Below are 13,639 nucleotides of genomic sequence, written 5' to 3' on the forward strand. Positions count from 1 at the left end.
CAAATTACGATTAAATATAATGTGTGTACATTTAAAAAATAATGTTGATTTAAGAAAGTAATTTTTTGGCCAGTAAAAAATTACCAATTGTTGCACTACCATTATTTTCTATAGATGGTGTTTTTATATATTCATCCAAATTTTCAATTGTAATATAATTATTCATGAGCAGTTTAAAGTGTGCTTTAACTCTACCTAACATATGATCTTGATACATTACCCCGCCACCAAGAATAATCATTTTAGGTCGTATTATTAATGTTGCATTGAAAATTGCTTGAGCTATATAAAAGGCTTGCACATCCCATACATATGAATCACTCGTTATATTTTCACCCTTAATACCTGTTCTAGCTTCAATACTTGGTCCTGATGCCAATCCCTCTAAGCAATCATGGTGAAATGGGCAAACTCCATTAAAGTCCTGATCTAACATATGTTTTTTTACCATTTGATGTCCCATTTCTAGGTGCCCTACGCCACCTATAAATTGGCCATTTTGAATAACACTACCCCCAACTCCCGTCCCTATTGTGTAATAAATCAAATTATCACATGAATTTAAATACATTTCTCCGTAAGCACTTGAATTAACATCTGTTGTAAAAAATACAGGAATATCTAATTCTTTTTGAATAGGAGAAACTAAATCAACATTAGACCATCCTTGTTTAGGTGTGTTTAAAATATATCCGTATTTATCACTATTCTTATTATTATCAATAGGACCGAAACTGCCGATTGCAATTGATGAAACTCTATTCACACTGAAAAAGTGATTAACTTGTTTAATTGTTTGTTCATATGTTGTGGTTGGGATAACTTCACTCGTAATTATCTCATTTTTCTCATTTCCTACTGCGCAGAGGAATTTCGTTCCACCAGCCTCAATACTACCAAATAAATTCATTTTTGAACCTCTTCAAAATAAATTCAATATCATAAATAAACTTATTATGATTCATATTATTTTAGATAATATATCTATAAATAATTTAGCCAACATCATCCATATTGGCTAAATTTTATTCGCTTTATTAATTAGTTAATTCATTTTCAAATTCGATATAAATCGTAACAAACTTAGCGTGTTCAATACCTTTAATATCGATACTATTATTAAATATATCTATATTATCTAAGCAATGTTCTTGAAGATTAACTTTTTCAGCTAGTTTAATTTTATGCTTAAACTTAATTGTTGAATGACTAATCTGTTTATACTTACCATTATAAAATCTTAAAATATAACCCGGTCTCTCTTCAGCTTTCTTTATAACACTTAAAATTAAATCTCCGCTGGTTTCCATCATACTAAAAGTGACAGGAAGTGTTTTATCTACATCTGATAATGTAAATATTAATCTTGAGTTTAAAAAATCTGCTATTTGGTAAACTTGAACTGGTGATAATATTTGTTTTGCTAACTCCGCAACATTTGAAGAGTTAAATGATTCAGGATAATAAAAAACCGAAAACGAATATGTCATATATTTATGACACTGAGCATCAGGAGTTTTAATAGTTGTTTCACCAGAAGCTCGTCCTGGTCTGTACATTAAATTCTCTTTTCCCATAAAACCATATGTTCTAAATATAGTTAATCGTATAATACTGTAATCATCACCAATGATTTCATATTCTCGAACCCCTTTTGGTACGACTGCAACACCTTTATTTTCATCAGATAAAGTTACAAAAGTTTGGCAAGTTTCGATTGCTATAGGTTGCTCACTCCAAGAGTTTTTATTTTGCTCCCATAAGCTCATTTCTTTTTCAAATAGAACCGGTCTTTTTATTACACCAAATTGATGATCTGCCGTTGAAAATTTAGATGCAATACTTGTATCAAAAGATACACATACTCGATGGCTGTCAACTAATGTATTATCTACTTGTAATGAAAAATCAATTACAGGAGAATCTTTTTTAATGGTTAAATTTAATGTGATTGGTAATAAAGTTGTACATTTTCTTTGTGATCTTTCTTGTAGATTTTTAGGTACTAACATTTCAAAATCTATACAAACCATACTAACGATATCTGATTCTTTTATCGTTATCGTAGGTGAAAAATCTGTAGAATAAACAACTAAATCGTTAACCGGAGGTGAATAATTAAAGGAATCCCCATCATCACCATTATCTTCTATAATAGCTTGATTTTTATAGGTTAAATTTGATTTTTTATCTAAAATGTCTAAAGAACCATTCTTATTAACAGTAATTGTATAGTAAGTATTTTCAATTACATTAGTAGATTTTTGTTTGATTTTTTTATGTGTACTGCCATTCAAATCAAGCGTTAGTTGGTTATAACCTAAGCCAGGTAGATTAGATGATTCTAACGCAATTTTTGCTTTATATACTTTCTTTGGAATATATATTTTTTTACTTGGGTTAAGAATATTTCCTTGATTAAGAACATATTGTGTCTGATCTACTAATTCTAAAATTGTATAGGGAATCTCCATACCTTGCTGATCTAATATTCTAAAATCTTCTTGTGGTAAATAAACATCTGCTTCAATAATTCCACTTCTAGATTTATTAAAAGTATTAAATACAGTTAGAGTGATTTCTTTACCAGAAAAATTATCAATTCTCATCGATATATTTCTCATTGTAAGCTCTATCAAGTTCTCCGAAATATCCCTAATTTGTTTGTAGCGCATATAGATATCTTCATTAGCAGAATCAGATACACACGAACCTATCGAATCATGCGCAGCATTTTCAAACATCAATTTCCATATTTCACGAACTGTTTCTACTGGATATTCGAAACCTAATGACATAGAAATACTTAAAATAGGTTCCATTATATTAACAAGATAGTTTTGAGTTTGTGTATTTAACTGTTTTAAATCTGATCTCGAAGAAAAAATAGTTTTATGAATTCTCATTAATTTTCCATTAATTAACTCACCACTAATTTCTTCTAAGTCCGGGTTTTCATTTTTTATAGCATTTATATAGTTTTCTATAGTAGATATTTCTAATTCAAACTCATCTTTATATAATTCATTCATTCTACCTATTAATTCTAATAGATTTTCTCTTGGTGGGGCTTGATCAAATCCATTAGGGAAAAAAACATGATTAGTTGAACTTCTTGCCCATGTTTTTCTAAAAGGATCTTGTTTCAAATAAGTTGCTAGTTCTTGCGAATCCTCAGGAATAGCTCCGCCAATGTAATAACCACTAGGAATTTGGAATACATTTACAATTGAACCATCTTCTCCTTTCCATCTATACTCTGTTTTTTTGACTTCATCATCACTAACTCCGCGCCAAAACATTGTATCTTTAATGCCGAATTCTAAGTAAATTTGAGGCATGCTTGACGATTGACCAAATGAATCTGGAACATAACCAACTGGCATATATCCACCAAATTCACTACAAATTCTTATACCATATTGCATATTTCTGATAATACTTTCACCAGATATCACTAACTGATCTGTTTGAGTATACCAAGGACCTATAATTAACTTACCTTTTTTTACTAGTGATTCTATTCTATGTTTATCTTGCGGTCTCCATTTGAGATAATCATCTAAAAGAGATGCTTGACCATCTAATAAAAATGAATCATATCCATTTTCATCTTCTAATAATTCAATGACTCTTTTAAAATCATGCATCAAATATACTTTAGAGCGACTAGTTGTGAAATACCACTCTCTATCCCAATGAGTATGCGGAACTACATGTACTTTTTTCATTATCTTGGCCTATTTAAATTAAATTTAATTTTCAATGCTGATCTCAATATCATCAATATCTATTAATTCTTGCTCATCATCTCTTTTAAAGTTAACAAACAATGGCGCAAAAAAACCGATGAAAGCAGCACCAACAAATAGACCGACTAAATATGCCCAGCCATTTCCGACAGTAAAGAAACCATAAACACCGCCAACAGGTGGCATCTTGTCAAACATCCCTAATAAAACACCTAAACCTGATGCTATAGATCCACCAATAATATTAATTGGTACTAACTTTAATGGCTGTACTAAAGTAAATGGTATTGCACCTTCGGTAATACCAATAAATCCCATCACAAAATTATTCCGGCCTGCATCTAATAATTCATCATTAAATTTTTTCTTATGGAATAACGTTGCAAAAGCATATCCCATAGGAACAGCACAAATAGCAATATTAACCATGATTGCTGGCATATAAATCTGTTCAATTAATAACACATTTCCTGCCATCCATGCAGCTTTATTAATTGGGCCACCTAAATCAGAAGCGATCATTCCCCCAAGAATAATAGCTAATAATAATTGGCTGACATCATTCGCTATCATACTTCTGATCCAATTAACTAATCCTGTGTTAATCAAAGCTAGTGGTTCAGATAAAACAGCTCCCATAATGATAGCTACAGATAAAGTAGCAATTAAAGGTAGAATAACCAGTGGCATTACGCCTGAAAATGATGCTGGTAGATGAATTTTATTTTTTGCCCATTTAACTAAATAGCCAGCTAAAAATCCAGCAATCACCGCACCTAAAAATCCAGCATTAGTTGAACTAGCAACAGCTCCACCAATAAATCCAGCGCCAATTGCAGCCTTATCACCAATAGAATATGCAATAAAACCAGCTAATACTGTATTTATTAATGCTATACCTACCCAACCCACTTGTTCTATCAAATAAAGAGAGTGCTCAAAACCAGAACTATCTTTAAAAATATCTAGACTAGTAATACCCATAGATAATGCTATCATTTTGGGAATAGCAATTACTAAAGAAGATCCGATAATTAATGGTAGAACAAAACTAATGCCACTCATCAAATGCCCTTTCAACTCAAACATTATTTTTTTCATATTAATTTTCTCTTATTTAGTTATTTTCTACTTTCTATGATATTCACACATTTTTTTAAAACTGCTTCAGGAGCCTTAATACAAGTGGCAATACTAACTTTTAATTGAGGCTTATCTTTAAATCTATCCATATCTATTACTTTTTGATCTGTTGCTAATAAAACAAAATCAGCTTCATCAACTTCAGCTTGTGAAATTTTATTAACTTGTCCTAAAGATCCTTGTTGCTCAATTTTTACATCATAACCTAATTTTTTACCTGCATTCTCTAATGCTTTAGCAGCCATAGGAGTGTGCGCTAGTCCTGCTGGGCAGGCTGAAATACCAACAATTTTCATACTAATACCTCTCTTGCCATTTCCTTATTGATTAGTGATATAATTTTATTTATATCTGTTGAAGCTTTTATTTCATTTTTAAAATCATCTTCCATTAAAGCTGTAGCTAGTTTACTTATCATCATAATATGGGTAGTACCAGCCTCATTTTTAGGCACGAATAAAGCAAAAACATATTGAACATTACTCTCATCAAATGTTTCCCATTCTATCGGTTTAGCTAATTTTGCAAAAAAAACAGTTGGAGTAATAACAGCGTCATCTTTTGCATGAGGAATTGCAAACCCATCAATCAATCCTGTCGATGATTCTTTTTCTCTATCGATAAATGCTTCCATAGTTTTTTTAATATCATTGACGTAATTATGCTTAAAAGCATTACTTGATAAAAAATCAAATAACTCATCTCTACTTTCTACGTTTAAATTTAAAAAAATATTATTTTCTGAAAGATTCATTACGTTAGTACCTTTAATTAAATAAAATGGATTAATTAATATAATAAGAGATGTTATAAAAAAGCATATCCATACATTTTCATTTTATTTTGGAAAATTAATGTACTATCTTTTTTTCTAGAAGTAATATCATATTGATAGTGATTTTTTAAATGAGGCCTCTTATTACTATGAGTAAATTTTCGTACCAACGGTTAGATGATTTATTTGATTTTTTTTTACTTAAAAAAGAGCCCATAATAATTAAAGATATTGCGTCCACAATTAATGTGTCTGAACGAACTATTCGCACAGACATTTCTAACCTAAATGATTATTTAATTAATAAAAATGCCAAAATAAAATTAATAAGACAAAAAGGTTATATCTTAGATTGTGAAGATGAAAAAAAAATCATCGACTGGTGGGGTAATTTTAATAAAACTGAAGGCTATAGTTTATTAGGCTCTTTAAAAGAACGTCAGAATTATTTATTCGCTTTATTATTGAATGAGTTAAAATATTATTCTGTTTATGAATTAATGGAACATTTATGTATAAGTAAAAATACATTATATATGTACTTGAAAAATATACGTAAAACATTATCAAACTATAATTTAAAACTAATTAATAATACAAATACTGGATTTAAAGTTATTGGCACAGAATACGATAAACGAAAAGCTATATTAGATTTATTTTTGATTAACGATTTACAATCTTATTTGGTTGGATTCACGGACTTAGAAAAGTTGTTTTTGACAAATATTGATTTAGATTTATTAAAAACATTAGAATCAAAACACTTATATTCTCTACAATTATTAGACTCTGATTTTTATCATAAAAATATAATATCGACTATTGCATTGGCAATAGCTAGAGTAAAAGAAGGATTAACAATTAATGAAATATCCATTGAAGTTCCAAAGTTAATGGATCATGCATTAGATGCAATATATTTATTTCTTAAAGAAATAGAAAACTCATTCTCAATCACATTACCCATTAATGAAATCAACTATTTTATTCTAACTTTATCCATTAATGTACCTAGATTAATCAAAAACCCTAAAAATCACCCATCTGAATCGTCGATCATCGTTGATGAATTATTAACATCAATATATGAGACATCTAATCTTAATTGGACTAAAGATAAGATCTTATTTGAAGATTTAGTTAACCATATTGAGAATTTTATTAAAATTAGTTCAATAGATAAAGAAAGAAAAAATCCAATACTCAGTACAATAATAAATTCTTTCCCATTTGCCTATAGTTTAAGTTTAACCCATCTAGGCGTAATTGGTAAAAAATACAATATCTTTTTTTCTGAAGATGAAGTTGGATATATAGCACTACACATAGCTGGCGCTATTGAAAGACATAAAGCAAAAACTCAACAGCTTAATGTGATTATCGTCTGTGGTGGTGGCTTTGCAATGAGTAAAATTATAGAATCAAAAATAAATAAAAAATTCCCAAATAAATTTAATATAAAAAAAACATACTCCTATGCTGAATTTCAATTATCAAATATAAGTGACATAGATCTAACAATTACCACTCTTCCATTTACTCAAGAAAATACTCCCACTGTTTACATTGATATGTCAAATATAGATAAAGCAATTGATGATTTAAAATATTATCTAACCGATGATCAAATTAATAATAACGTTATGCAACTTTTTAATCCTGAAAATTTTTATTACTTTGACACTGATAAATTATCTAAAAAAGACTTATTAGTAAAAATGACAGTTGATCTAGAAAAACAAAATATTGTCTCAGAGGATTTTGTGTCTAGTGTGTTAGAAAGAGAGAGCTTACAAACAACATTGATTAATGATGTCATTGCTATACCTCATTCTATGACAATGATTGCAAACAGATCAAGAGTATCAGTTGCTATATTTCCGAATGGGATACAATGGGAGAAAGATAAAAAATGTAATTTTATATTTTTACTTGCAATATCGAAAACTGATAATGAAATTACAGATAATTTATATGATCTAATATTAAATTTAATTGATGATAAAGCCATGACAAAACAATTATTAAAAGCTTATACATTCCATGAATTTAAAAATTTACTAAGTATTTTATAGGTTAATTATAATTCATTGTAAATGGACTTTATTGTAACCATCAACATTTTATTACGATGGGTAAACACGTTGGACTAGATGAAAATCTGGCCAGAGGAATGTTTATTGAGTTTAAATCGCTCATGCCTAGTGTTATTTCACAGATCAAATCTCAATTACCAAACCATCACGCTTTACATACCAGTGATGCAATTTTTAATGGCCTTGCAAAACAAGCTGAAAAGATCCCTGATTTTTAAAAGAAGTTTTCTATATTAAGAGATACTTTATTTTATCTATTCCCGTATACGGTATAGATAATAAACTTTAACCTATTGTTATAAAATAATTTATCATGAATCAATAGGATATTTGTATCCGGGTTTGTATCCGATTTTGCACTTGATATGGGGTAATCTCAGTTGACGTCGGTGGACAAAGAAAATCCTTTGAAAGGTAGTTTTGAAAAAACTTTAGACATAAAAAAACCAGCTTTAAGCTGGTGCCTTTTTTGGAATTGGTGCCCGGACGCGGAATCGAACCACGGACACGGGGATTTTCAATCCCCTGCTCTACCGACTGAGCTATCCGGGCAACAATGGAGGTGTATTAAACACGATTCTCGGTTATCCGTCAATCCCTTTTATAAGATATTTTAAAAAATACATACTGATTGGTTGAAATTTAACTAATTATCACTATATTAATAATTTAGTTAGAATAATATCACTCTATATTTAGAGGAATTTTTATATGCGAGTTTTTGGTTTTATTATTTTTTTTATTTATGCTTATTTTGAACTGAGTTTCTTTATAACAGTTGCTGATTCAATTGGTGTTTTTCTTGCTTTGATTGGGATTATTGCCACTTCAATTATTGGACTTTCATTAATTAAAAAACAAGGTTTAAGAAATCTAAGTATTATGCAACAAAAAATTGCTCATCAACAAAGCCCCAAAGATGAAATTATTAAGAACGTCTCTTTATTATTTGCTGGCTTTTTATTACTTATTCCAGGTTTTTTAACTGACATTCTTGGCGCTATTATGTTAATTCCACGCGTTCAAGAATATATTGTTCGCTTTATTATTGGGAAATTACCCTCTAAATTTTATTCATTTTATTCTAACAGCAATACACAAATGAATGATGTTATTGAAGGGGAATTTGAACACAAAAGTGATGAATAAATAATCAATTGGATTTTTTTTTATTTTATTCTCTTGAAGAATTTAAAATAACCCCCATGTATTGTGCACTATATAATACATGTCATATTTTTATGATTTATTGTTAATAATTATTTAAGTAAAAATTAGTGCTAGGAGATAACTAATGAAAATTCGTCCATTGCATGATCGTGTGATCATTAAACGCAAAGAAGTAGAATCAAAATCAGCTGGCGGTATTGTTTTAACTGGGTCAGCTGCTGGTAAATCAACACGTGGTGAAGTTTTAGCTGTTGGTAATGGTCGCATTTTGGAAAATGGTCAAGTTCAGCCATTAGATGTTAAAGTTGGTGATATCGTAATTTTCAATGAAGGATATGGCGTTAAAACAGAAAAAATTGATAACGAAGAAGTGCTTATCCTATCAGAAACCGATATTTTAGCCATTGTTGAAGCATAACTGGCAAATAATTTAACTTACATACAGAATTTAGGAGAAATACGAAGATGGCAGCTAAAGATGTAAAATTTGGAAATGACGCTCGTGCTAAAATGCTCAAAGGTGTGAATGTATTAGCTGATGCAGTTAAAGTAACTTTAGGTCCAAAAGGACGTAATGTGGTATTAGATAAATCATTTGGTGCCCCAACTATTACTAAAGATGGTGTTTCAGTTGCTCGTGAAATCGAATTAGAAGATAAATTCGAAAACATGGGTGCACAAATGGTTAAAGAAGTCGCTTCAAAAGCAAATGATGCAGCGGGTGACGGTACAACAACAGCAACAGTACTTGCTCAAGCTATCGTTAATGAAGGTTTAAAAGCTGTTGCTGCGGGCATGAATCCAATGGATTTAAAACGTGGTATTGATAAAGCTGTGGTTGCTGCAGTTGAAGAGCTTAAAAAATTATCTTCACCATGTGCTGATTCTAAAGCGATTGCGCAAGTTGGTACTATTTCAGCAAACTCTGATGAAACGGTTGGTACTTTAATTGCTCAAGCAATGGAAAGAGTAGGTAAAGAAGGTGTTATCACTGTTGAAGATGGTACTGGTTTACAAGACGAGCTTGATGTTGTTGAAGGTATGCAGTTTGACCGTGGTTATTTATCACCATATTTCATCAATAAACCAGAAACAGCTACTGTTGAATTAGACAGCCCATATATTTTATTAGCTGATAAAAAAATCTCTAACATCCGTGAATTATTACCAGTATTAGAAGCGGTTGCTAAAGCAGGTAAATCACTATTAATTATCGCTGAAGATGTTGAAGGCGAAGCATTAGCAACTTTAGTTGTGAATACTATGCGTGGTATTGTTAAAGTTGCCGCGGTTAAAGCACCTGGTTTTGGTGATCGTCGTAAAGCAATGTTACAAGATATTGCTATCTTAACTTCAGGTACAGTTATTTCAGAAGAAATCGGTTTAGAGCTTGAAAAAGCAACACTTGAAGATTTAGGTCAAGCAAAACGCGTTGTAATCAACAAAGATAACACAACTATCATTGATGGTGTTGGTGAAGAATCGTTAATTAATGCACGTGTTGAACAAATTCGTAAACAAATTGAAGAATCAACTTCTGACTACGATAAAGAAAAACTTCAAGAACGTGTTGCTAAATTAGCTGGCGGTGTTGCAGTAATTAAAGTTGGTGCAGCAACTGAAGTTGAAATGAAAGAGAAAAAAGCACGTGTAGAAGATGCATTACATGCAACTCGCGCAGCAGTTGAAGAAGGTGTTGTTGCGGGTGGTGGTGTTGCATTAGTTAGAGCTGCTTCTGCAATTTTAGATCTTAAAGGTGCAAACGAAGATCAAAATGTTGGTATTAAAGTAGCTCTTCGCGCGATGGAAGCACCATTACGTCAAATCGTTACGAACTGTGGTGAAGAAGCTTCTGTTGTTGTTAATGCGGTTAAAGGTGGTAAAGGTAACTATGGCTACAATGCATCAACTGAAGAGTATGGTGATATGATTGCCATGGGTATTTTAGATCCAACTAAAGTAACTCGTAGCGCATTACAATATGCTGCATCAGTAGCAGGTCTTATGATCACAACTGAATGTATGGTTACTGATTTACCTAAAGATGATAAAGCTGATTTAGGTGCTGCTGGTGGTATGGGCGGCATGGGAGGAATGGGCGGAATGATGTAATTTCCCCTATTATTCATCCAATAAAAAACCACTCCAATATGTGAGTGGTTTTTTTATATCTAAAGCAGTTTTTGTAAAATATTGAAATTAGGTTGTTAAATGCTGATAAAGTGTGATTACACCGATTGCGATCAGCACTAATCCTCCTAATAGCTCAGCTTTTTTGCCTACAACACACCCTATTTTCTTACCTAATAACAGACCTGTTGTCACCATCACACAAGTTGCCAGCCCAATCATTGACGCAGTAAAATAGATATTAACATTCGCCATGGCTAAACCTACCCCAACGGCAAATGCATCAATGCTCGTTGATATAGCGGTAAAGATTAACATGAAAAAGGATTTTTTATTTGATGATATCGGTTCTTCTTGGTCGTCTTCATCTGATGATGTTAGGCTGCTATAAATCATGTTAATACCTAAAAAAAACATGATAGCAAACACTACCCAATGATCCCATTTTTCGATATATTGCAAGGCAATATAACCAATTAACCAACCAAGTAGTGGGGTCATCGCCTCAATAATGCCAAATAAGACACCAATTTTTAACGCACCTAAAAAAGGTGTGGATTTTAGTGATATACCACGACACAAAGCGACAGCAAAGGCATCGCTCGACATTGCCAGCGCTAATAACATAATAGTCAATAAACTCATGACACTTACTCTTGCTTCTAGAATAGTTATTTTAATTTTTATGATTTATTTTTTTGATACTAAAAATAGATAGTTTGCGATATTTTGATCGCCTTTATTTTCATAAATTTCAGCTGTTTTTATCACACTACTTCGACGACTAGAATCATATTCAAAAAGTTGTTTGAACATAAGATCTGCTATTTTTTTATCTCCATTTTGGATAGCGCAATAACCATATTGCTCATAGGCATCGGCTTTCCAACGATGTCTGTCTAGCTCTAAGCTTTGTTCAAATTGTTTTTGAGCTTCTTGATAACGATCTCTACCGCACAGAAAAGAGCCGTAATGAACACGATATAAACCGTTACCTGGCTGCATTAATATAATACGTTTGTAAATCATTTCAGCTTCATCATATTCGCCAACATGTTGATCAAACATTGCCATTGCTAGCATCACTTGTGGATTGTTAGGCGAATATTGAGACGCTAATTTTAGATTATAATGTGCAGCCTTAACATTTTCTTCCGATTCGTTTGCTTTAGCTAAATAGCCTAGTCCTAATCGCATTCTTGCTAATGCCGCGGTCTCTGGGTCAAACTCTTCTCTGTTATTAGTTTGACAACCTGCTAGCATTAGCATGGCAAAACAGCTTAATACTATTAGCGATTTTTTCATTTATCCTTCCTTTTTATATTAGAAGATTATGCTGTTTTCTGAACAAGATTTTGCTTTTTATAAAGGGTTCGTTTCGTACGATCAACTACTTCACCAGCAAGTTGCCCGCAAGCTGCGTCAATATCATCTCCACGTGTTTTACGAACAATTACGGTGAAACCATAACCCATTAACGTTTTCATAAATCTATCAATTCTTGTATTTGAACAACGAGAATAAGGTGCTCCAGGAAATGGATTCCATGGAATTAAATTGATTTTACTTGGCACATTTTTCAAGAACTTCGCCAGTTCATGAGCATGCTCAACACTATCATTAATTTGATTCAGTAAAACATATTCAATAGTTACTTTACCGTGATTGGCATTTGATGTTGAAAGGTAACGTAAAATTGAATCACGTAGCATTGCCATATTATATTTTTGGTTGATTGGCATAATTTCACTACGGATCTCATCATTGGGAGCATGAAGTGAAATAGCTAATGCAACATCAATCATTCCTGCCAATTTATCTAAAGCGGGTACTACACCAGAGGTTGAAAGTGTTACTCGTCTTTTTGATAAACCATAGCCAAAATCATCTAACATAATTTCCATTGCAGGCGCTACGTTAGATAAATTTAATAAAGGTTCACCCATCCCCATCATAACAACATTAGTGATAGGTCTGTCAGCTAATTTACCTGTGACTCCAATAGCATTTGATGCTCGCCAAACTTGGCCTATAATTTCAGAAACGGTTAAATTGCGATTAAAACCTTGTTGAGCGGTTGAACAGAATTTACATTCCAGCGCACAACCTACCTGTGATGAGACACACAATGTAGCACGGTCTCGCTCAGGAATATACACAGATTCAATCATCTGATTATTTCCCACATCTAACGCCCATTTAATGGTGCCATCAGATGAACGCTGTTCAATAGCAATTTTAGGCGCTTTAATTTCAGCCAAGGTTTTTAACTGTTCACGTAGTTTTTTATTAATATCAGTCATTTGATCGAAGTCATCGATACCAAAATGGTAGATCCATTTCATAACTTGATCGGCTCTAAAGGGTTTTTCCCCAAGCGATATAAAAAAATCACGCAATTGCTGACGCGTAAAATTAAGTAGATTTATTTTTTCTGGTGTTGAATTAACATTGATTGTATTTGCAGCATCTGAATTAGTTACAGACGTGCTGGATGTAGCTGGTTTTAACATAAGGCCTCGTTTTTACACATTATGGCTATTTCAATTTTTAGGGAAAGGATTATACTG

General features: G+C 31.8%; 13 protein-coding genes and 1 tRNA gene. 5 read left to right on the top strand and 9 right to left on the bottom strand.

The window, feature by feature from the left end:
• Window positions 1–49: 49 nt before the first annotated feature.
• The 5 genes from scrK to A9G17_RS06745 all read right to left on the bottom strand — a co-directional run bounded on the left by scrK (window position 50) and on the right by A9G17_RS06745 (window position 5,649).
• Window positions 50–910, bottom strand: a complete 861-nt coding sequence (gene scrK, locus A9G17_RS06725) for a fructokinase ScrK (protein WP_065738061.1) — start codon at window positions 908–910, stop codon at window positions 50–52.
• Window positions 911–1,037: 127 nt separating this feature from the next.
• Complete coding sequence (gene mngB, locus A9G17_RS06730; RefSeq protein ID WP_065738062.1) at window positions 1,038–3,734, bottom strand: mannosylglycerate hydrolase; 2,697 nt, start codon at window positions 3,732–3,734, stop codon at window positions 1,038–1,040.
• Window positions 3,735–3,755: 21 nt separating this feature from the next.
• Window positions 3,756–4,853 (bottom strand): PTS fructose transporter subunit IIC, encoded by a 1,098-nt coding sequence (locus tag A9G17_RS06735; protein ID WP_065738063.1) that lies wholly within the window; start codon window positions 4,851–4,853, stop codon window positions 3,756–3,758.
• A 20-nt stretch (window positions 4,854–4,873) separates the two neighbouring features.
• Complete coding sequence (locus A9G17_RS06740; RefSeq protein WP_025316764.1) at window positions 4,874–5,191, bottom strand: PTS fructose transporter subunit IIB; 318 nt, start codon at window positions 5,189–5,191, stop codon at window positions 4,874–4,876.
• Entirely contained in the window at window positions 5,188–5,649 is a 462-nt protein-coding gene (locus A9G17_RS06745) for a PTS sugar transporter subunit IIA (protein WP_065738064.1), read from the bottom strand. The genes A9G17_RS06740 and A9G17_RS06745 overlap by 4 nt, the downstream gene beginning before the upstream one ends.
• A 170-nt stretch (window positions 5,650–5,819) precedes the next feature.
• Between A9G17_RS06745 and A9G17_RS06750 the strand changes: the two genes are divergently transcribed.
• Together A9G17_RS06750 and A9G17_RS06755 are read left to right on the top strand one after the other, a co-directional pair.
• Window positions 5,820–7,748 carry a BglG family transcription antiterminator gene (locus A9G17_RS06750; protein ID WP_065738065.1) on the top strand — a complete coding sequence of 643 codons (1,929 nt, stop codon included), beginning with the start codon at window positions 5,820–5,822 and terminating at the stop codon, window positions 7,746–7,748.
• A gap of 56 nt (window positions 7,749–7,804) precedes the next feature.
• The gene (locus A9G17_RS06755) at window positions 7,805–7,987 is read left to right on the top strand and encodes a hypothetical protein (RefSeq protein ID WP_065738066.1); all 183 of its coding nucleotides are present in this window, start codon (window positions 7,805–7,807) and stop codon (window positions 7,985–7,987) included.
• A 258-nt stretch (window positions 7,988–8,245) separates the two neighbouring features.
• Here A9G17_RS06755 and A9G17_RS06760 read toward each other — a convergent pair.
• Window positions 8,246–8,321: transfer RNA gene (locus A9G17_RS06760), tRNA-Phe, on the bottom strand.
• A 159-nt stretch (window positions 8,322–8,480) separates the two neighbouring features.
• Between A9G17_RS06760 and A9G17_RS06765 the strand changes: the two genes are divergently transcribed.
• The 3 genes from A9G17_RS06765 (at window position 8,481) to groL (ending at window position 11,051) form a co-directional block, all read left to right on the top strand.
• Window positions 8,481–8,918 carry an FxsA family protein gene (locus A9G17_RS06765; protein WP_065738067.1) on the top strand — a complete coding sequence of 146 codons (438 nt, stop codon included), beginning with the start codon at window positions 8,481–8,483 and terminating at the stop codon, window positions 8,916–8,918.
• Window positions 8,919–9,063: 145 nt separating this feature from the next.
• Entirely contained in the window at window positions 9,064–9,357 is a 294-nt protein-coding gene (locus A9G17_RS06770; RefSeq protein WP_034884480.1) for a co-chaperone GroES, read from the top strand.
• A 47-nt stretch (window positions 9,358–9,404) separates the two neighbouring features.
• Window positions 9,405–11,051, top strand: coding sequence for a chaperonin GroEL (gene groL, locus A9G17_RS06775; protein WP_039129166.1), 1,647 nt, complete (start codon window positions 9,405–9,407; stop codon window positions 11,049–11,051).
• A gap of 87 nt (window positions 11,052–11,138) precedes the next feature.
• On the opposite strand, the gene A9G17_RS06780 is transcribed toward groL, so the two are convergent.
• From A9G17_RS06780 to A9G17_RS06790, 3 genes are read right to left on the bottom strand one after another with little or no spacing between them, the layout of a single operon-like run.
• Window positions 11,139–11,714 (bottom strand): manganese efflux pump MntP, encoded by a 576-nt coding sequence (locus A9G17_RS06780; RefSeq protein ID WP_065738068.1) that lies wholly within the window; start codon window positions 11,712–11,714, stop codon window positions 11,139–11,141.
• A 45-nt stretch (window positions 11,715–11,759) separates the two neighbouring features.
• The gene (locus A9G17_RS06785) at window positions 11,760–12,374 is read right to left on the bottom strand and encodes a tetratricopeptide repeat protein (protein WP_065738069.1); all 615 of its coding nucleotides are present in this window, start codon (window positions 12,372–12,374) and stop codon (window positions 11,760–11,762) included.
• Window positions 12,375–12,400: 26 nt separating this feature from the next.
• On the bottom strand, window positions 12,401–13,582 hold the full coding sequence (locus A9G17_RS06790; protein ID WP_065738070.1) for a dual-specificity RNA methyltransferase RlmN: 1,182 nt from the start codon (window positions 13,580–13,582) through the stop codon (window positions 12,401–12,403).
• Window positions 13,583–13,639 lie beyond the last annotated feature (57 nt).

This window comes from Gilliamella sp. wkB7 (assembly GCF_001693435.1).
Classification (GTDB): Bacteria; Pseudomonadota; Gammaproteobacteria; order Enterobacterales; family Orbaceae; genus Gilliamella; species Gilliamella apicola_N.